Here is a 19,190-nt window from a genome sequence, read left to right on the forward strand (position 1 = left end):
CCTCATCGTGGAACAGTGGAAAAGCAGAGAGGTAGTCGATGCTCGACAAGGTGCGACAGCCACTGAAACACCGGCCCTTCCGGCGGGTGTGGCTGGGCGAGACCGTCTCCCTGGTGGGGGACTACAGCTTCGAGGTCGCCTTCATCTGGCTGATCCTGAACGAGACCGGATCGACGACCACACTGGCCACGATCCTGCTCGTCCAGGCCGTCCCCCGGGGCGTGCTGATGCTGGTGGGCGGCGCGGTGACCGACCGGCTCTCCCCGCGCGCCGTCATGTTCTGCTCCCACACGCTCAGGGGGCTCGCCGTCGCCACACTGGGGCTGATCGCCCTGACGGACCACGTGAGCACGTGGCACCTCTACGCCCTCGGCGCGCTCACCGGCATCGCCGAGGCGTTCTTCTGGCCGGCCGCCGGCAGCATCATCCCCTCCCTCCTGCCGCCCGAGCACCTCGCCCGGGGCAACGCGCTCGTCGGCTTCGGAGAACAGGGGGCCCGGCTGCTGGGGCCGATCCTGGGCGGCGCCCTCGTGGCCGCGGTGGGGACGTCGACCACCATCCTGCTCAATGCCTTCACCTTCTTCTTCGCCGCCCTGACGGTCTTCGGCGCACCCCGCAGACAACCGGCCGACCAGGCGGGCGACCAGACTTCCGACCAGGCGGGCGAGGCCGAGGAGGGCGCCAAGTCGTTCACGGCGATCCGCCGGGAGATCGTCGAAGGGCTCCGCTACGCCGGACGCAGCCGGGAGATCCGCACCGTCCTCCTGCTGATCGGCGCGGCGGCCCTCAGCTACAGCGGCCTCTTCAGCGTGGGGCTGCCCGCGCTGGCCAAGACCTTCCCCCAGGGCTCGCTCGCGCTGGGCGTCCTGCTGTCCGCCTGGGGGCTGGGGCAGCTGATCGGCACCATCGGCGCGGTCTTCACCGGGCTGCCGCGCCGCTGGGGACTGCTCATCATCGGGATGACGCTCTGCGAGGGGACCGCCTTCGTGCTGCTGGGCTTCCTTCCCAGCGTGTGGAGCGCGGCGGTGGTGCTCACCCTGCTGGGGATCGGCGTCGCGTACTCCAGCGACGTCGCGCTGCCGACGTTCATCCAGACCAGGACCCCGACGGACGTGCTGGGCCGGGTCAGCAGCGTGATGGAACTGCCCCGGGCCACGCTGGAGCCGCTCTCCATCGCGGCCATGGGCCTGCTGGTCGGCTGGGACATACAGTGGGCGTTCGTGCTGGCCGCGATTCCCATGCTGGCCGTCGGCCTCCACCTCGCCCTCGACCGCGAGGCCCGCGCGCTGAGCACCACGGCCTCGGAGGACCATCCGGCGGCCAAGGACCCGGATCCCCTCGTCTTATAGGCCCCGCCCGCCGGTGGCGGTCGGCGACCGGCGTCTCCTCGACCAGCGCATACCCTGGGACACGCCCTCGACAAGGCTCCGCCTCGTGCGCCCGAGGACGACGCCGGGAGGGGACGGGAGTCGATGAGTCTTCGTCAGTTCGAGTACGCCCTGGCCGTTGCCGAGGAGGGTTCGGTGACGGCCGCGGCGGAGCTGCCGCACGTCGCCCAGCCGTCGGTGTCCCAGCAGATCCGCGCCCTGGAGCGCGCCCGGTGTCCCCGCCCGTCTGCCGGCCCGTCATCGCCGTGGTCCGCCACGCTGCGGGCCCGGCGGAAACGACCCTGATCGAACTCCTGCGCCAGGAGACCTGGTCCGAGCCTTTCCTCGCTCCGCCGCCTGGGCTCATGCCTGCGATCGGCACACCGGGAATCCGCCCAGGCCGGTGATCTCGAATGGCCGCGCTTTCCGGCCGCAACCCCGGATTTCTCGGACAGTGCGCCAGCACATCGTTGTCGAACCTCCTCCGGAACGGGTGCGGTCACGGCCACCGTCGAGCCGGTGGCCGCCCGGGCCAACGGATGCGGCGGCTCACGGGTTCACGATCCCGAGCAGAAGATTCGGGAGAGGAATTTCCCTGGTCGGCGGAGTGCGGCAATACCGGAATTATGAAGTGCGCATGGCATTTTCCCCCTGCTTACTTGATTCGCCCGAATCCCTTCCGTTCCCGGAGCGAATCTGACAGCATCGTCCGCTATCCGGCGACCGAATGTCGGTGATCACCGCGCCGGTGCGCCCGCGGGTGTCCGTCCGCGGCCGAGATGCGCCTGGACCGGATCACCGCCGTCGGGACGTGGCCACCCGGCCGCGCCACGTGGAGGAGATGTGACCCCCCGGACCGGCACCACCGTACCCACCACCGCGCCCAGCCCCGGGACCGCCCACCGCCCCGCACGCTGGGTCCACACCAGGCTGCGGGCGAACCCGCTGGCCGCGCTGCTCATGGCGGCCCTGGCGTTCGCCGCCGTCTTCCTGGCGGCGGCCTTCCCCCGCATCGCGGACCGGGGTGCGGACACGGCGCTCCAGGACTTCGTCGGCCAGAGGGGCTTCAACCAGACCAGCCTGCAGACCACGTCCAAGACGCAGGACGGCGACAAGGCCGCCGAACTCGACCGGGTGCAGCGGCAGCTCACCGAGCTGGTCGGCCGGCAGCTGACGCTGGCCCAGCCGGGCCAGGCCTACGGTGCCCGCGCCCTGGGCGACCGCGGCATGGGCAATCCGGAGTACGACCGGTTCGCGGAAAGGAGGACCGACCCGGTCCTCGGCCTGCTCTACCTGCACGACCTGGCCGCCCGGGCCACCCTCACCGACGGCACCTGGCCGACCCCCGGCGCCGTCGGCGGTCCACTGCCGATCGTGATCAGCAAGAAGGCCGCCGAGAGCATCCACATCAAGCTCGGTGACGTCATCGACAACGGCACCGAGGGTTCGGGCGCCAAGCGGACCACCGTGGTGGTCGGCCTCTACCAGGTCAACGACCCCCAGGACCCGTTCTGGGAGGAGCTCGGCTGCCCGGCCCGCGCCTGTCTGAGGGCCGAGCCCGAGCACGAGCACTGGATGACCAGCGGATTCGTCGACGGCGACAGCCTGCCCGCGATGGCCCGCTGGGGTTCGAACGCCGAGAACTTCTGGCGGCTGCCCGTCGACGCCGCCTCGCTGCACGCCGACCGGCTCGACCGCACCCGCGGCATCCTCAACTCCTTCCTGACCGGGCGCGACGCCACCGCCCTGGCCGCCGCGACCGGGCGTCCCGACCTGCACACCTCCTCGGGCCTTCCCGAGATCCTCAGCCGGGCGGACGACCGCTACCAGGCCTCGCTGCCGCTCAGCACGATCGGCCCGGCCGCCGTCGCGGGCGTCGCCGCCGTGGTGCTGTTCCTGGCCGCCGCCCTCACCACCGACCGGCGCACCGCCGAGATCAGGCTGCTCCAGGCCCGCGGCGGCTCCCGTGCCGGGGTGCTGCGACGGCTGGTCGCCGAGGGCGCGGTCACCGTCCTGCCGGCCGCCGTGCTCGGAACGGCCCTCGCCCTGGTGCTGCTGCCCACCCCCCGCTGGGACCGCTCGGTGCTGGCGGCCCTGGCCGCGGCCCTGATCGCGCTGCTGGCCTTCCCGGCCCGCGCGGCCCTGCTGTGGGCGCGCCGGCGGCCGGCCGGCGGCCGACGCCGGCTGGTCGGCGAACTCGCCGTCCTCGCGGTCACCGCCGCGGCCGTGGCAGAGGTCCGGCACCGGGGCGTCGGCACCGGCTCCGGGCTGGATCCACTGCTGGTGGCCGCCCCGCTCCTGCTCGCCGTCACCGGCGGCCTGCTGCTCGCCCGGATCGAGCCGGTGGTGGTCGGCCGGCTGGCCGCCCTCGTCGGCCGGGGCCGCGGCCTGATCGGCTTCCTCGGCCTGGCCCGCGTCGCCCGCGACAACTCGGGCCGCCGCCGGCCCTCCGCGCTGCCGCTGCTCGCCCTGGTGATCGCCGTCACCACGACCGGCTTCGGCGCCACCGTGCTCGACACCGTCGATCACGCCCGGACCCGCGCCGCGCGCATCGCCACGGGCGGGGACATCGGCGTCTCCCTCCCGGGCTACGCCACCCTGTCCGAGCCGTTCACCAAGGCCGCCGACGCCCTGCCGGGCGTGCGGGCCTCGACCGCGGTCTGGGTCGAGCCCAACGCCCGCGTCGTCGGCGCCGACCAGCGCTACACCGAGGCCTACCTGATCATGGTGGTCGATCCGGCGGCGTACGCCGAGATCGCCCGGACCCTCGGGGCCGGCGAGTTCGATCCGGCGAAGCTGGCCGGGGCGGCCGGCGGCCGGGACACCCCGGTGCCCGCGCTGGTCAGCCGCGACCTGGCCGAGCGCCTGGCCGCAGGCTCGTCCCAGGTGCGCACGCCCAACGGCAACGACCTGCGCCTCGCCGTCGCCGGGACCGTCGGCGCCACCCCCGCCCTGCCGGACCCGGGCAAGCCGTTCGCCGTCGTTCCCGCCGGCCCCGCCTGGGAGCGGCTGCCGGACGCCAAGCGGGTGAACCAGTGGTTCGCCGTCGGCGGGATCGACCCCGAAGGAGTCAGGGCGGCGCTGCGGGACAACGGCGGGGTCCAGCCGACCGGCCTGGCCAAGATGATCGCGGACGACGCCGCGGCCGTCGGCAAGGCTGTCCGCGGCCTGCCCGCGGGATACACGGTGCACAGCAGCCGGGAGACCGTCGCCGAGCTCGGCGACGACCCGCTGCAGCACGCCGCCGGGCGGCTGTTCTGGTACTCGGGTGCCGCCGGCGCCGGGTTCGCCCTGCTCGCGGTGCTGCTGACGCTGTTCCGGGCCGCGCCCGACCGCACGGCCGTGCTCGCCCGGCTGCGCACCATGGGCCTGCGGCCCCGCCAGGGGCTGGCGCTGATCGTCGCCGAGGCGCTGCCGCAGACCCTGGCAGCCGCCGTCGGCGGCGGGCTGGTCGCGGTGGCGGCGGTGGCCCTGCTGGGCGGCGCGCTCGACATCTCGACCCTGGTCGGTGCCCGGGTCGGGGAGGTCGTCACCCCCGCGCTGATGCCGGTGCTGCTGCCCACCGCGGGCCTGGCCCTGCTGGTCGGCCTCGGGGTGGTGCTGGAGACGCTGGTCGCCGGCCGACGCCAGATCGCCACCGAACTGCGGGCGGGGGAGCAGCCGTGACACCGCGACGGCGGCTCCCCTCGATCACCGGAGGGCCGGCCCCCGACCCCTTGGTCGAGGGCACGCGGTGGCGCGTCAGTCCTGGTCCAGCTTGGACAGGGCGTCGGTGATCAGGCGGGTGGCGAAGTCGTGGTCGTCGCCGGACACCCGGTTGACGTGCTCCGCGAGCAGGGTGGCCGTGGCTTCCAGCGGGTTCATCTCGGCGTCGGTCCAGGGTCCGTACTGCGCGCGCCACAGGTTGGGGCTCAGGCCGCTGCCCGCGGCGATCACCAGGCCGGCCATGGTGGGGATGACCTCGGGGCGGAAGGTCCTGGGCATCATCCGCATCGTGGCGACGAGAGTGGGCACCACGTGTTCGATGACGTCCTTGTCGTGCTCCTCGCAGGCCGACCGCAGCCAGTTCATGAACAGGTAGATGAGCGTGCACGCGCCGTCCAGCAGCTCGTTGAACTCTTCGGGGCCCACGGATGCGGCGAACTCGTCGACCAGCCGCTGCTGTTCGGGGTCCGTCCCGGTCCTGCCGTCGTAGACGGCCTTGAGCCGGGAGTCGATCATCATGAGCGCGGTGCTCACATCGCCGACGGCGGCGTATCGGGGGTCACAAGGCGATGACACGGGACTCCTTCTCACACGGCCGCGGCGGGTGCGCGGCAGGTCCGGACGCAGGGTTCTCCGGCCGGTAGGGTCACCCGCCCGACGGTACCGCTCGCCGTCGCGGCCGGGCGCCCGTTCCCGCCCCTCGCCCACGCCCCGGCCGCCCGCCCGTGCTCACCCGTCCGCGGCGGCTTTCCGCAGGTCCCGGTGGTACGGCGGATCGCCGGGGCGGTGGCCCGGCCCCCGGCGATGCGACTCCACTGGTCAACAGCGCACCCTCGGTACGTCATCAGTACGGGTGAGCCGTCCGCGCGGTCGCGGCGGCGCCGGGCCCGGCGGAGGATGAGGGTACGGGCGGAACGCGACGCGGAAGGGGCGTGACGCCATGGACGTCGGGCCGGTCGAATACGCCGTCATGGCCTTCCCGGGCAACCGGTTCCGGGGGGCGATCCTGCCGGAGCTCAAGCGCCTGACCTCCGAGGGGATCATCCGCATCCTCGACCTCACCTTCATCAAGAGGGATGAGCAGGGGGCGGTCCGCGTGCTCGAACTCGATGCCCTGGACAGCGACGAAGCCGCCGGGTTCGCCGAGCTGGACGGCGAGATCATGGGCCTGCTGAGCGACGAGGACCTGGCCAGCATCTGCGACGAGATCCCGGCGGGGTGCTCGGCGGCGATCATCGTCTGGGAGCACCGCTGGGCCGCGCCGCTGCTGCGGGCAATCGACGACGCGGACGGGATCCTGGTCACGCGCGAGCACGTGCCGCACACCGTGGTGGCGGCCGACCTCGCCGCGATCGGGCTCTGAAGGACCGGGCTCCACAAGGGGAGCCGGACTCCGAGAAGGAGGCTGTCATGATCGGCCGCCGTCTGTCGCGCGGCGGGCGCCCGGGGCTCATCGGCACCGCCGCCCGCACCGCCGTCATCGCCGGGACCGCCACGTCCGTGTCGAGCAGGGTCGCCGCCCGGCACCAGCAGGCCACCGCGCAGGCGGCCCCGGCCCCGCCCTCTCCCCCACCCGCGCCTCAGGCCGCACCGGGCACCGCCTCGGACGACCCGACGCTCGCCCGGCTCGAACGCCTCGTCGAACTGCGGCAGAGCGGGATGCTGACCGACGACGAGTTCACGGCGGCCAAGCAACGCCTGCTCACCTCGTGAACCCCCTCCGCCGGACGGCGCCCGCACGGGGGCGGGGCCCGACCGGGCCCGCGCGCTCCGCCGCCGTGGTGCGGTGATGGAGCCCGTGACGGCGGTGCTCGCCGAACTCGTCGAACGGCACCGCGCCGACACCGCCGGTGACGTCGCCCGCTACATCCCCGAACTCGCCCGCGCCGACCCGCACGCCTTCGGCCTCGCCATGGTCAGCGTCCAGGGCCACGCCTATCAGGCCGGTGACGCGTCGGCCGCCTTCACGATCCAGTCGGTCTCGAAGCCCTTCGTGTACTCGCTGGCCCTGTCGGAGCTGGGCCTGGCGGAGGTGGCCAGGAGGGTCGGGTTCGAACCGAGCGGCGAGCCGTTCAACGCGATCAGCCTGGAGGCGGGCACCGGGCGCCCGGCGAACCCGCTGATCAACGCCGGGGCGATCGTGACGACCGCGCTGATCGGCGGCGACGGCGAGGCCGCGTTCGAACGGATCCGCGACACCCTGTCGGGCTTCGCCGGCCGCCGGCTGACGGTCGACGAGGACGTCTACCGGTCCGAGGCCGCCACCGGGGACCGCAACCGGGCGCTGGCCTACCTCACCCTCTCCCAGGGCGTGCTGGAGCGCCCGGCCGAGCAGGCCTGCGACGTCTACTTCCGCCAGTGCGCGGTCGAGGTCACCGCCGTCGACCTGGCCGTCATGGGCGCCACCCTGGCCAACGGCGGACGCAACCCGGTGACCGGTCGCCGCGTCGTGGACGCCGACGCGGCGAGCGCGACGCTGTCGGTCATGGCCACCTGCGGCATGTACGACCACAGCGGCGAATGGATGCTGAGGGTGGGCCTGCCGGCCAAGAGCGGTGTCGGCGGAGGGGTCTGCGCCGTGAGCCCCGGCCAGTTCGGCGTCGGCGTGTTCAGTCCCCCGCTGGACCCTCAGGGCAACAGCGTCCGCGCGAGCGCCGTCCTGCGGGAGCTGTCCGCCGAACTGGGCCTGCACGTCCTGCGGCACACCGAGCGCGCGCGCTCACCGCTCCAGGCGGTGCGCACCGACCACGGCGCGCACCACCTGGAGCTGTTGGGCGACCTCGGTTTCGCCGCCGCCGAGGAGATCGTCCACCGCGTCCGTCGCCTGGCCCGCGACCAGCCCCGCCCGCTGGTCACGGTCGACCTCTCCCACGTCACCGCCGTGCGCCCGATCGCCCGCAGGCTGCTGGCCGACTGCGCCGCCGGCCTCCGGGCCCGGACGACGGTGCGCTTCGTCGACCCCGCGGGCCTGGTCCGCGGCCCGTCCGCGGACCGGCATGACACCCCGGCCGAGTAACCGTCCACGAGCCCGATCACGGCGGCCGGCTCCGTTCACAGCGGCCAGACCAGGGGAACCACGGTCGTGGCGACGACGAGGTACCAGGCCAGGACCGGCAGGCCGAGCCGCCAGTAGTCACCGAACCGGTAACCGCCGGGGCTCATGACCATGAGGTTCGCGGCGGTGGCCACCGGCGTGAGCAGGGCCGCCGCCGCGGGGACCGCGACGCACATCAGGACGGGCAGGACGCAGACCCCGGCATCGCGGGCGGCGTTGACGGCGATCGGGGCGACGATCAGCGCGGTCGCCATGTTGCTGATGAACTGGCCCAGTACGGCGGTGAGGACGAACACCGCGACCAGCAGCAGCCGGCCGTTGCCGGAGGCCGCGGTGACGACGAGGTGGGCGACCTTCTCCGCCGCCCCGGAGGACTGCATGGCCTCGGAGAGCGGGAACATGCCGCCGACGATGACCAGGGTGGTCCAGGAGATGCCGCCGTAGGCCTGGTCGACGCGCACCACGCGAAGGGCGACCAGGAGCAGCGCCGCGAGGGTCGCGGCGACGGCCGGCGGCGTGGCGCCGGAGGCGAGCAGGGCGATCATCCCGCCGAGCACGGCGAGGGCGCGCACGGCCGCGCGCCCCGGCGGGGCGGCCTGGCCGCGGATGGCGGAGGGCTGGTCGACGGCCAGCACACCGGGGCGGGCGCCGGCCCGCTCGAGTTCGTCCCACCGGCCGCGGAGCAGCAGGTGGTCGCCCGGAGCGAGCGTCAGGGGCTGGGGGCCTACGGGTCGGTCCTGGCGGTGGACGGCGAGGACGGCCAGGTCGCCGGTGCTGTCGGTCATACCGGCGAAGGCGGTCATGCCCGTGAAGGAGGAACGCGGGCTGACGACGAGTTCGAGCAGGCCCGTGTGCTGGTCCAGGAGGACGCTCGCGAGGTGGTCGTCCAACGGCGGGGGCAGGGGCTCCAGACGGTGGCGGTCGCTGAAACCGTCGATGGCGGCCGGGGTGCCCCGGAGGATGACGATGTCCCCGGCGGCGAGGGGCCCGGTGCCCCGTGGGTCATGGCCGTCGGCGGTCATGGCTCCGAGCACCAGCACCCCGTCCTGGGCCGTGGCGGCCAGCTGCTCGACCGACGCGCCGATCGCGTCCGAGCCCTGCGGAACCTGCCGGGCGGCCGAGTCCCGGGTCAGCGCGTAGTGGTCGATCAGGGTGCGGGCGTGCCGGCTCAGGTCGGCCGGGAGGGCGTCGGGTGTGCGGGCGGGCAGCAGGGCCCGTCCGAGGAAGGCGCAGATGGCGACGGTGCCGGCCAGCACCGGGAGTCCCACCACCGCGAACTCGAAGAACCCGAAGGGCCTGGCACCGGCCGCTGCCGCACTCTCGGAGACGATCACGTTGATGGGTGACCCGATGAGGAGCAGCAGCGAGCCGGCGTGCGCGGCGAAGGCCAGCGGCATCGCGAGCCTGGAGACGGGCAGACGGTGGCGGACGGCGAGCAGCACGGTCATCGGCAGCAGGGCCGCGACGGCGCCGTTGACCGTGATCAGGGCCGTGAGCAGGGCGGACGCGAGCATGGTGAGGACGAGCAGGCGGCGCTCGCCGGTGCCGGCGAGCGCCGCCAGTGCCCGGCCTGCCCAGGTCGTGACGCCCGTGGCCTGCAGGGCGGTGCTGACCACGAAGAGGGCCGCGATGAGGGCGACCACCGGATCGCCGAACCCGGCGAAGACCCGGTCGACGGGCAGCAGCCCGACGGCCGGCAGCAGCAGGGCTGAGCCGAGCGCGACGAGCTCGACGGGCAACCGGTTCCACACGAACAGGGCGATGACCACGGCCAGCACGAGCAGGCACAGGACGGCGTCGCTCACCGTCTCACCCTGCTGGTGGGAGGGACAGGTGCCGGTTCACTGGCTGACGGGTGCGCCCGGCCCCATCGGGATGCCGATGGCGTACCACGCGACGAAGAACAGCAGCCAGGCCACCGCCACGACGACCGTGTAGGGGAGCATCAGGGAGATGACGGTGCCGACACCGGCCTGCTTCCTGAACTTCTGGCACTGCAGGACGATGAACGGCAGGTAGACCATCAGCGGGGTGACGACGTTCGTCGGGGAGTCGCCGACCCGGTAGGCGGCCAGCACGGTCTGCGGCGCGACGCCGAGGCGGATGAACAGGGGCACGAAGATCGGCGCGAAGATCGCCCACTTGGGGATGATCCCCGGGATGATCAGGTTGATGACGTAGGTCAGCAGGATGAAGGCGATCAGGAGCCAGATCGGGCCGATGTTCGCGCTCTCCAGCTGGTCGGCGAGCTGCACGGCGACCACCGTGGCGATATTGCTGTAATTGAAGTACGAGATGAACTGGGCGATGATCAGCAGCAGGAAGATCAGGCCGCCGAGCCCGGCGAAGGTCTTGGTGATCGCGTCCATCGCGGCGGCGCTGCCGCGCAGGGTCTTCGCGCCCGCGCCGAAGGCCAGGCCCATCACCAGGAACGCGATCATGATGATGACGATCAGGCCGTCCATGAACGGCGAGTCCTCGAACAGGCTCCCCGTCTCCGGGTTGCGCAGCGGCGCGCCGGGGATGAACGCGAGCAGCGTGACGGCCAGCACGAGCGCGATCAGCGAGAGGCCGGTGTAGCGCAGCCCCCGGGCCTCGGCCGCCGTGTCGACGGAGGGCTCCTCGCTGTCCGCGACGGCGGCGGCGTCCCCCGGCTGCCAGGGGCCCAGGCGGGGTTCGATGATGCGTTCGGTGATGAAGGTGATGACGATGGTGAGGAACAGCGTGGAGCCGATCGCGAAGTAGTAGTTCGCGGTCAGGTTGAGGGACTGCCCGGGGTTGACGAGCCTGATCGCCTGGTTGGTGATCTCGGTCATGATGCCGTCGATCGGGGCGATGAGCAGGTTGACGCTGAAGGCCGCGCTCACCCCGCCGAAGGCCGCGGCGATCCCGGCGAGCGGGTGGCGTCCGGCGCTGATGAAGGCGACCGCGCCCAGCGGGATGAGGACGAGGTAGCCGGCATCGGAGGCGATGCTGGACAGGATGCCGGCGAAGACGATGATCGCGGTCAGGGTCTCCGGTGGCGAGATCCTGACCAGGCGTCGGATCAGGGCCGCGATCAGTCCGGCCTCCTCCGCGAGCCCGACGCCGACCATGATGACGAGGATGACCGCGACGACGCCGAAGTCGTTGAAGTTGTGCGCCGCGGAGGTGAACAGGAACCGGACGCCGTCACCGGACAGCAGGCTCTCGACCTTCGTCGTCTCGACGACGGTCTCGTAGCGGTGGGTGTACGTCGACTCCGGCGGCAGGTGGGTGCCCGGGTACTCGGTGCCGCCCTCGTGGACCTGCGTCGCCGGGTAGGGAACGGACTTGACCGTCTCGCTGGTGACGTGGACGTCGAACGCGGCCAGGACCGCCGACAGCACGATCACCAGGACGCACAGCAGCAGGAAGATGATGGCCGGGTGCGGGACCTTGTTCCCGATCTTCTCGATGGCGTCCAGGACGCGCCCCGAACCGCCACCGGACTTCCCGCTCCCGGAGGCGGTGGCGCTCTTGTCCTGCGGGCCGTCGGCCTGGGCGTGGGCGAGGGCGCTCACCGGCCGGCCTCCTCACTGATCGAGCGGGTGGAGTCGGTCCGCGCGGCCGTCGACGGAGGGGTGAAGGCCAGCGCGAGCTCTGCGAGCAGGCGCGCGCCGAAGCCGGTGCAGCCCTTGGTGCGCCAGCCGCTCGGCTTGTCGTTCTGGGCCGGCCCGGCGATGTCGATGTGCGCCCAGGGTCGGCCGGCGACGAACTCCTCCAGGAACAGCGCGGCATGGATCGCCCCGCCGTTGGGGCCGCCCATGTTCTTCAGGTCCGCCACCTCCGAGTCCAGCTCCGGCCGGTAGCGCCGCGACAGCGGCAGCTGCCAGGCCGGCTCGCCGGTGCGGGCGGCGGCGTCCAGGACCTGGTCGACCAGCGGCTGGGCGTTGCCGAACACGCCCGCGGTCTCGGCGCCGAGCGCCCGCAGACACGCGCCGGTCAGGGTGGCGATGTCCACGATCGCGTCCCCCGGCTCCTCGCCGGCCAGGACCAGGGCGTCCGCCATGACCAGGCGGCCCTCCGCGTCGGCGTTGACCACCTCCACGCTCGTGCCGCCGCGCATCCACAGCACGTCGCCCAGCTTGAGCGCCGAGCCCGAGGGCATGTTGTCCGTGCACATCAGGTAGCCCGTCACGGCCGTCCGGCAGCCGAGCCCGGCCAGGACGCACAGGGCCGCCAGGATCGCCCCGGCACCGGACATGTCGTTCTTCATCGTCGCGTGCACGGCGTCGGCGGGCTTGAGGCTGATGCCCCCGGAGTCGTAGGTGATGCCCTTGCCCACCAGGGCCAGCCGGGGCGTCCCGTCACCGGCGCCGGAGGGCAGGTAGGTGAGCTTGATCATGCGGGCTTCGTCCACGCCGCCCCGGTTCACACCCAGCAGGCCGCCGCAGCCCAGTTCCTCCAGCTCCCGTTGCCCGAACACCTCCACCTTCAGGCCGCACTGCGCGCCGAGCCGCACCGCGACCTCGGCCAGGTCCGGCGCGGTCAGCAGGCTGGGCGGCGCGCTGGCCAGGTCCCGGGCCAGCATCGTCGCGCGGGCCAGCCACACCCCGCGCTCCACGCCCCGCTCGACGGCCCCGCGCGAGTCCGCATCCGCATCCGCATCCGCATCCGCATCCGCCACGACCGTGACGACGTCCAGCGCCGTGCCGGACGGCTCGCGCTTGAGCGGATCGAATGCGTAACGGGCCAGCAGCACCCCCTCCACCAACGCCTGCGCCGCCTCCGCCGGCGTCGCACCCGCCCCGGACGGCACCACGACGGCCAGCCGCGAACGGCCCGGCACCGCGAGCGCCACGGCCGCCCCGGCGTCCCTCAGCACATCGGGACCTGCCGCGCCCTCCGGCCCCGTCCCGTAGAGCACGACGTCCGGCCCCTCCTCCCGGGGCACCAGCAGCACCCGGCCCGCCGCCCCCGTCATCCCGGCGGCCTCCACGGCCGCCGGGCCCAGCCCGATCCACGCCGGCACCGCCACCGCCCCTTGGACCACCGGCAGCCCCACCGCCTCCGCATCCCGCACCGCCTCCGAATCCCGGGCCGGCACGACGTCAACCCTCGGAGCGTGGCTCCACGAAGGGATGAGATCGAGGGCTGCCTTGCTCTGCGCCACTGTGCTCTCCTCTGCTGGGGGCGGCGGTCAGAGGCCGCCGGTCCCAGCAGCCGCTCCCCAGTAAGACGCACGGTCAGGGCGCTTCCACGACACGCCACGCACTGTGCCCCCCAAACGCACGAACGCCCGGCGCCCCGGCCCCCGCGCGCGGGCGGACCGGGAGTGTCGGTGGCGTGCTGTTGAGTGTGCGCCATGACTGTTCACCACCTGCTGGCCGCCCTGCCCGGGCCCGACGAGCTGCGCGCCCGCTGCCGGGCGCTGGCGCTGCTGGACTCGATCGTCTCCGCCCCCTACGCACCCGACCACTCGTACGTGGCCGAATGGCGTCCGGGCGTCGATCTGGCGTGCATGGACAACGGTTCCGGTGACCAGTACGCGATCGTCTTCGACCCGGCCGGGGTGTTCCTCTACGGGTTCGACCACGAGAGCGACGCCACCCCGTGGCGGGAGGAGGACCGCGCGCACTGGCCCGGCCTGCTCGACGGCCTGCCCGGCCCGCTCGCGCACTACGCGCGGGCGCCGGAGTTCCAGCTCGAAGGCTTCTTCGACGCGACCGTGTGCGCCTGGCGCGAGACGGGCGGCACCGACTGGCGGTGCGGGCCGGTCGAGTTCGCCGACGGCGAGACGGACGGCGCCGACTGGCTGTTCGACCTACTCACCGCCGCCGACGGTACGGAGGCGTTCGTGGACTACGCCGAGGACTACCACGAGCGGTCCGTCGACCGGGAGGCGGTGGCGGCCGTGCTGGCGGACGCCCCGCTCGACCGCCGGACGGTTTCCACGCTCTCGCCCACCGCGAACTTCGACACCGTCGCCGCGTTGGCCCGCGCGCTGGGTTACCACACCGTTCGGGAGGACAGCTGAGAAGTCGCCGGTCAGCGAGGTCGCGTCGGCCAGGTCCACTGGCAGACGCGACCCGCACCGGCTAGAGCGGCGCCGTGTGGGTCGGGGGTTGGAGGCGTACGGGGAGGGTCTTCAAGTGCCAGTTGAGCGGGTTGGTGCCGCGTTGCAGGTGCTCCGGGTCGACGGCGAGTTGCAGGTCGGGTACCCGGCTGAACAGCGCGGCCAGGGCTACGGCGGTCTCCTCCTGGGCGAGGTGCGCGCCCAGGCAGCGGTGCGCGCCGTGTCCGAAGCCGAGGTGGGGCTCCTTGCTGTGGCGGGTGCGGCCGAGGTCGAGGCGGTCGGGGTCGGCGAAGGCGGCCGGGTCCCGGTTGGCCGCGGACACGATCGGGAGGACGGCTTCTCCGGCGCACACCGGGGTGGCGCCGACGGTGGTGTCGCGGGTGGCGTAGCGGGGCAGCGCACGCACGACGGGCCCGCAGTAGCGCATGAGTTCGTCGACGGCGTGCGGCATGAGGGCGGGGTCCTCGCGCAGCAGGGCGAGCTGGTCGGGGTGGGCGAGGAGCGCTTCGGTGCTGTTGGCGATGAGGTTGACGGTGGTGATGTGCCCGGCGACGACCAGGTTGGTGATGAGCGAGACGAGTTCGTCGGTGCTCAGGCGGTCGTCGTGGTGGGGCGCGAGCAGTTCGGAGATGAGGTCGTCGCCCGGGTCGGCGGTGTGGAGGCCGACGAGGAGGTGGGCGTCGGCGACCATGCCGGCGAGCGCGTCGCCCAGTTCCTCGCCGCAGGTGCCGGCGGCCAGGGTGGCGCTGCGGCTCCGCCAGCGGTCGCGGTCGGCTTCGGGGACGGCGATGAGTTCGCAGATGACGGTGATGGGCAGCGGCCGGGCGAAGTGTTCGATCAGGTCGACGACGCCGTCCTCGGCGTGGTCCGGCAGGCGGTCGAGCAGGTCGGCGGCGATGGCTTCGATCCGGGGCCGCAGCGCGGCCACGCGGCGCGGGGAGAACGCGGCGGCGACCAGGCCGCGCAGCCGGCGGTGATCGGAGCCGTCCGAGTCGAAGATCCCGGCGCGCAGGTACTTCTCGTGGCCCGCGTACATGCCGCGGGCCTGCCAGGTCTGTTCGGTGCGGTGGGCCACCGGCGCGCCGGGGACGGTCGCGGCGTCGATGGTGAAGTCGGGGTCGCTCATGATCGTGCGGATGTCGTCGTGGCGGGTGGCCACCCACATGGGGTCGACGCCTCGTACGCGGCCCCGCACCAGTTGCTCGCGTTCGCGGATGTGCGCGTAGGAGGTGAACGGATCGCGGACCAGCTCCTGATCGGCGAGGTCCAGTGGTTCGTCGCCGGTCTCGGTGGTGGCCCGGCCTTGCGTCGTCATGGTGAGGCGCTCCCAACGGGTGGTCGTTCCGTGACGGCATCATGGCGGCCGGGCCGTGCCCCACCTGCCGTTATCGGTACCAATCCACCCGAACGAACGTATTCGCCCTCGGCCCCGGGGACGAGGACGGCCGTCACGAGGACGGCCGTCCTCCGGGGCCGCCGCCACGGCCTAGGGTGGCGGTCGTGGAACGGGTGCTGATCGCGGGGATCTCAGGGGCAGGCAAGACGACGATGGCCGGACGGCTGGCCGAGCGGCTCGGTCTGCCGCGGTACGAGCTGGACGCCCTGCACCACGGGCCGAACTGGACTCCGCGCCCGGAGTTCCGCTCCGACGTCGAGGCGTTCGCGAGCACCTCACGCTGGGTCGTCGAGGACCAGTACACCCGGCTGCTCGGTGACCTGCTGACTGCTCGGGCCGACACCTACGTCTGGCTCGACCTGCCCCGGGCCACCGTCATGTACCGCGTCCTGCGCCGCTCGTTCGCCCGCGCGCTCAGCCGCCGCGAACTCTGGAACGGCAACCGTGAGCGCTTCCGCGACTGGCTGGACCCGGAACACCCGATGCGCTGGGCCTGGGCCAGGCACTCCGTCCACCGCCGGCGCACGTCGGACCGGCTCGCGGCCCACCCCGGGCTGACGCTGGTCCACCTGACCTCGGCGCGCGCGGCGCGCAGGTGGCTGCGGGCGGTCGGCGGCCCGGCACCGGAACCGGCCCCTGTCCGGGCCCGGGGGTGAACCGCGCGGGCGCCCGGTCGTCGTCCGGGGTCGCGGCCGGTGTCCGTTCGGGTCGGTGTCAGCCGCGGCCGGCGGTGGAGGACCGGACGTGGAGTTCCCAGGCGTGGGTCCGTACCACGCCCGGTTCCGCCGCGCCCGACAGCAGGTCGCTGAGCAGGGCCGCGCATTCGCGGCCGTACTCCGCCGCGCGCAGGTCCACCGCCGTCACCTGCGGGCTCGACCCGCGTGCCGCGGCGCCGTCGACGCAGGCGGCCACCAGCACCTCGGTTCCGGCCCGCAGGCCTGCCCGGGCCACGGCTGCCAGCACGCCGGGCACCGCGCCGTCGGGGGCGCAGACCACGGCGTCCAGGCCCGGGGTGCCGGCGAGCAGGTCGGTGGTGGCGGCCTCGGCCTCGGTCGGCGTGGCCGCGAACGGGACGGTTCGCACGGCGACCTCGACACCGTGGCGCCCGGTCCAGTCGGCGGCGGCGGCCCGCAGGGCGGCCGCCCAGTCGGATCCCGGGCCGGGGGCCAGCAGTGCCGGGCGGTGTGCGCCGCGCTGCGCGAGGTGGTCCAGCAGGGCGGCGAGCGAGGTGGCGTTGTCGCACACCACCGATCCGCTGGGCGCGGCCCCCCCGCCGAGGTAGCGCTCCCCGGTGACCACGGGTACGCCGGCGGCCAGCAGACCGGGCACGGCCGGGTCGTCGACCTCCGGGTCGATGACCATCAGCCCGTCGACCCGGGCGGCCAGCCCGCCCTCCGCCGCCTTTCCCGGGGCGAGCAGCACCACGTCGAGGCCGTCCTCGCGGGCCCGCTCGACGGCGCCGAACGCCAGCTTCATGTAGTAGTCGAGGCGGGTCGCCGTGCGCGGCAGGTACAGGCCCACCGCCCCGGTGCTGGAGCGGCGCAGGCTGCGCGCCGCCGAGTTCGGCCGGTAGCCGAGCTCTCGGGCCGCGGCCTGGACGCGTTCGCGCGTCGCCTCGGCCACCCGGCCGGATCCGAGGAGGGCGTCGGAGGCGGTGCTCTTGGACACCCCGGCCGCCCGGGCCACGTCGAACAGGGTCACGGATCGGCTGGTCACAGCCCGGAAGTCTAGACGCAGTACCGGCGGCCACCCGTGGTCCGGGCGCCTGCGAGGCTCCTCGCACCCCCTTGCCGGAACGTTCCGGCACAGCTTAGGGTCACCCGTGCCGGAACGTTCCGGCACGGCTTCGGCCGCTGCTCCGGCACCATGACCCGAGATGACCCGAGGACCCGCCATGCGCCTGATCACAGCCCTGAACCCGCCCGCGTCCCCGGCCCGCACCCGCGCGCCCCGGCGCGCCGCCCTGCGGGTCGCCCTCGTCCAGCAGCGCTGGCACGCGGACCCCGAGCAGCACCGGGCCGGCCTGCTGGAGGGAATCCGCCTCGCCGCCGAGCAGGGCGCCGCCCTCGTCGCGCTCCAGGAGCTCACGCTCTCCCCGTACTTCGCCGTGCTGCGCCAGTCCGACCACCCGCAGGCCGTCGAGCCCGAGGACCTGCGCACCGGCCCGACCTTCGCGTTCGCCGCGGCCGCCGCCCGCGAGCACGGCATCCACGTGCACGCCTCGCTCTTCGAGAAGGCCGACGGGCCGGACGGCCCCGACGGCCTCGGCTACAACACCGCGATCCTCGTCGCCCCCGACGGCACCCTGGTGCAGCGCACCCGCAAGCTGCACATCCCCGTGACCGAGGGCTACTACGAGGACACCTGGTTCCGCCAGGGCCCGGCCGGCGAGGACGCCTTCCCCCTCGCCGAGGTGGGCGACGCCGCCGTCGGCCTGCCAACCTGCTGGGACCAGTGGTTCCCCGAGCTCGCCCGCGCCTACTCCCTCGCCGGCGCCGACGTGCTCGTCTACCCGACCGCCATCGGCTCCGAGCCGGGCCACCCCGGCTTCGACACCCAGCCGCTGTGGCAGCAGGTCATCACCGGCAACGCCATCGCCAACGCCACCTTCATGGTCGTCCCCAACCGCATCGGCACCGAGGGCGAACTCACCTTCTACGGCAGCTCGTTCATCGTCGACCCGTACGGCCGCGTGCTCGCCCGGGCACCGCGCGACGAGGCCGCCGTCCTGGTCGCCGACCTCGACCTCGACCAGCGCCACGACTGGCTCGAGCTCTTCCCCTTCAACACCACCCGCCGCCCCGACGCCTACGCGCCCCTGACCGCCCAGCGCTGACGCCCCCCGGCCTCCCCGGCCCGGTTCCGGCCGGGAGACGGGGAGGCCCTTCGGCACCACCGACCAGGCGACCGGACCTCACCGGGACAGCACGCTCAGCGGGCGCTCGCGCTCAGGCGCGCCTCGGCAGGGTCTCGTCGAGGAGCCGGGCGATGCCCGGGTCACGAAGCCGGTACCGGACCACCCGCCCGTCCCGCTCGGCCGAGACCACGCCGGAGGCCCTCAGGATGCGGAGGGTCTGGGAGACGGCGGTCGGGCTGATGCCGCAGGCGCCGGCGAGGTCGGAGACCGGGATCGGTCCGGCAGCGTGCATCGCCGCCAGCAGGGCCAGTCTTCCGGGCTCGGCCAGCAGCGCGAACCGCTCGGCCACGGAACGCAGCCGGTCACGGTCGGCCACCGCAGCGGCGGCCGCCTGGACCGCTCGGGCATCGATTGCCTCGGGCATGTGCTGCCCTTCCCCCTCGTCACGGCTTTGTCAGCACTTTGCGTTATTGCAACATATGCGCAACTGCGCAGCCTTGTCGACTGGCTGTCCGAGCCCCTACGGTGTTCCCCGCCGTGGTGTTCGGGAAGTCCGGTGACAGCTCCTCAGGGGCCCAATCCGGCGCGGCCCTCGCCACTGTGAACGGGAAGTGCCCCCGGCGCGCCCGCAGCCACTGCGGGCAGTCACCGGTGCCGTACGGCGCACGGGAAGACGAGCCGCGGGGTGCGCTCAGCCCTGCCCGGACGCGGGCAGAACTGTCCATCCCCCAGTCAGGAGACCGGCCACGGCGCGCACGACTCCCCCGACCTCA

15 protein-coding genes, 1 pseudogene and 1 riboswitch are annotated in these 19,190 nt (G+C 73.6%); of the genes and pseudogenes, 9 read left to right on the plus strand and 7 right to left on the minus strand.

The features are described 5' to 3' along the window. Positions 1-50 precede the first annotated feature (50 nt). The 3 genes and pseudogenes from ACIQVZ_RS07370 (at position 51) to ACIQVZ_RS07380 (ending at position 5,033) form a co-directional block, all read left to right on the plus strand. Positions 51-1,349 (plus strand): MFS transporter, encoded by a 1,299-nt coding sequence (locus tag ACIQVZ_RS07370; protein WP_350875891.1) that lies wholly within the window; start codon positions 51-53, stop codon positions 1,347-1,349. 123 nt (positions 1,350-1,472) lie between these two features. Then, positions 1,473-1,595 (plus strand): annotated as a pseudogene (locus tag ACIQVZ_RS07375) (LysR family transcriptional regulator); the annotation flags it as partial. A gap of 615 nt (positions 1,596-2,210) precedes the next feature. Further along, complete coding sequence (locus ACIQVZ_RS07380; RefSeq protein ID WP_402447881.1) at positions 2,211-5,033, plus strand: hypothetical protein; 2,823 nt, start codon at positions 2,211-2,213, stop codon at positions 5,031-5,033. Between the two features lie 75 nt (positions 5,034-5,108). Here the strand turns inward: ACIQVZ_RS07380 and ACIQVZ_RS07385 are convergent, their stop codons facing one another. Beyond that, positions 5,109-5,648, minus strand: a complete 540-nt coding sequence (locus ACIQVZ_RS07385) for a hypothetical protein (RefSeq protein WP_350875887.1) — start codon at positions 5,646-5,648, stop codon at positions 5,109-5,111. A 364-nt stretch (positions 5,649-6,012) separates the two neighbouring features. Between ACIQVZ_RS07385 and ACIQVZ_RS07390 the strand changes: the two genes are divergently transcribed. From ACIQVZ_RS07390 to glsA, 3 genes are all read left to right on the plus strand, one after another. Next, a complete protein-coding gene (locus ACIQVZ_RS07390) occupies positions 6,013-6,435 on the plus strand; it encodes a DUF6325 family protein (protein ID WP_402447883.1) in 423 nt (140 codons plus the stop codon). Positions 6,436-6,482: 47 nt separating this feature from the next. Next, positions 6,483-6,785 carry an SHOCT domain-containing protein gene (locus tag ACIQVZ_RS07395; RefSeq protein ID WP_350875883.1) on the plus strand — a complete coding sequence of 101 codons (303 nt, stop codon included), beginning with the start codon at positions 6,483-6,485 and terminating at the stop codon, positions 6,783-6,785. A 76-nt stretch (positions 6,786-6,861) separates the two neighbouring features. After that, complete coding sequence (gene glsA / locus ACIQVZ_RS07400; RefSeq protein ID WP_402447885.1) at positions 6,862-8,088, plus strand: glutaminase A; 1,227 nt, start codon at positions 6,862-6,864, stop codon at positions 8,086-8,088. Positions 8,089-8,123: 35 nt separating this feature from the next. Here glsA and ACIQVZ_RS07405 read toward each other — a convergent pair whose 3' ends face one another. From ACIQVZ_RS07405 to ACIQVZ_RS07415, 3 genes are read right to left on the minus strand one after another with little or no spacing between them, the layout of a single operon-like run. Beyond that, complete coding sequence (locus ACIQVZ_RS07405) at positions 8,124-9,932, minus strand: SLC13 family permease (protein ID WP_402447887.1); 1,809 nt, start codon at positions 9,930-9,932, stop codon at positions 8,124-8,126. 36 nt (positions 9,933-9,968) lie between these two features. Further along, positions 9,969-11,669, minus strand: a complete 1,701-nt coding sequence (locus tag ACIQVZ_RS07410; protein ID WP_350875876.1) for an AbgT family transporter — start codon at positions 11,667-11,669, stop codon at positions 9,969-9,971. Continuing rightward, positions 11,666-13,195, minus strand: a complete 1,530-nt coding sequence (locus ACIQVZ_RS07415) for a leucyl aminopeptidase family protein (RefSeq protein ID WP_402447889.1) — start codon at positions 13,193-13,195, stop codon at positions 11,666-11,668. Before ACIQVZ_RS07415 ends, ACIQVZ_RS07410 begins: the two co-directional genes overlap by 4 nt. A gap of 258 nt (positions 13,196-13,453) precedes the next feature. Here ACIQVZ_RS07415 and ACIQVZ_RS07420 point away from each other — a divergent pair, with 258 nt between their 5' ends. Further along, the gene (locus ACIQVZ_RS07420) at positions 13,454-14,125 is read left to right on the plus strand and encodes a hypothetical protein (RefSeq protein ID WP_402447891.1); all 672 of its coding nucleotides are present in this window, start codon (positions 13,454-13,456) and stop codon (positions 14,123-14,125) included. Positions 14,126-14,186: 61 nt separating this feature from the next. On the opposite strand, the gene ACIQVZ_RS07425 is transcribed toward ACIQVZ_RS07420, so the two are convergent. Continuing rightward, the gene (locus ACIQVZ_RS07425) at positions 14,187-15,479 is read right to left on the minus strand and encodes a cytochrome P450 (RefSeq protein ID WP_402447893.1); all 1,293 of its coding nucleotides are present in this window, start codon (positions 15,477-15,479) and stop codon (positions 14,187-14,189) included. A gap of 185 nt (positions 15,480-15,664) precedes the next feature. Between ACIQVZ_RS07425 and ACIQVZ_RS07430 the strand changes: the two genes are divergently transcribed. Then, positions 15,665-16,216 carry an adenylate kinase gene (locus ACIQVZ_RS07430; protein WP_402447895.1) on the plus strand — a complete coding sequence of 184 codons (552 nt, stop codon included), beginning with the start codon at positions 15,665-15,667 and terminating at the stop codon, positions 16,214-16,216. 58 nt (positions 16,217-16,274) lie between these two features. Here ACIQVZ_RS07430 and ACIQVZ_RS07435 read toward each other — a convergent pair whose 3' ends face one another. Further along, a complete protein-coding gene (locus tag ACIQVZ_RS07435; RefSeq protein WP_350875865.1) occupies positions 16,275-17,276 on the minus strand; it encodes a LacI family DNA-binding transcriptional regulator in 1,002 nt (333 codons plus the stop codon). A gap of 178 nt (positions 17,277-17,454) precedes the next feature. On the opposite strand from ACIQVZ_RS07435, the gene ACIQVZ_RS07440 reads away from it, so the two are divergent. Beyond that, positions 17,455-18,396: a nitrilase-related carbon-nitrogen hydrolase gene (locus ACIQVZ_RS07440; protein WP_350876327.1), complete on the plus strand. Its 942-nt coding sequence runs from the start codon at positions 17,455-17,457 to the stop codon at positions 18,394-18,396. Between the two features lie 112 nt (positions 18,397-18,508). On the opposite strand, the gene ACIQVZ_RS07445 is transcribed toward ACIQVZ_RS07440, so the two are convergent. After that, the gene (locus tag ACIQVZ_RS07445; RefSeq protein WP_402447897.1) at positions 18,509-18,841 is read right to left on the minus strand and encodes an ArsR/SmtB family transcription factor; all 333 of its coding nucleotides are present in this window, start codon (positions 18,839-18,841) and stop codon (positions 18,509-18,511) included. A 97-nt stretch (positions 18,842-18,938) separates the two neighbouring features. Continuing rightward, a riboswitch (cobalamin riboswitch) is annotated at positions 18,939-19,181 on the plus strand. Positions 19,182-19,190 lie beyond the last annotated feature (9 nt).

The organism is Kitasatospora sp. NPDC098663 (genome assembly GCF_044760075.1).
Taxonomy (GTDB): Bacteria; Actinomycetota; Actinomycetes; order Streptomycetales; family Streptomycetaceae; genus Kitasatospora.

Excerpts from the sequence above, each read along its gene's own strand:
- ACIQVZ_RS07390 (WP_402447883.1), top strand. The coding sequence starts at position 6,013 with ATGGACGTCGGGCCGGTCGAATACGCCGTCATGGCCTTCCCGGGCAAC.
- ACIQVZ_RS07445 (WP_402447897.1), bottom strand. The coding sequence starts at position 18,841 with ATGCCCGAGGCAATCGATGCCCGAGCGGTCCAGGCGGCCGCCGCTGCG.
- glsA (WP_402447885.1), top strand. The coding sequence starts at position 6,862 with ATGGAGCCCGTGACGGCGGTGCTCGCCGAACTCGTCGAACGGCACCGC.
- ACIQVZ_RS07440 (WP_350876327.1), top strand. The coding sequence starts at position 17,455 with ATGCGCCTGATCACAGCCCTGAACCCGCCCGCGTCCCCGGCCCGCACC.
- ACIQVZ_RS07425 (WP_402447893.1), bottom strand. The coding sequence starts at position 15,479 with ATGACGACGCAAGGCCGGGCCACCACCGAGACCGGCGACGAACCACTG.
- ACIQVZ_RS07420 (WP_402447891.1), top strand. The coding sequence starts at position 13,454 with ATGACTGTTCACCACCTGCTGGCCGCCCTGCCCGGGCCCGACGAGCTG.
- ACIQVZ_RS07395 (WP_350875883.1), top strand. The coding sequence starts at position 6,483 with ATGATCGGCCGCCGTCTGTCGCGCGGCGGGCGCCCGGGGCTCATCGGC.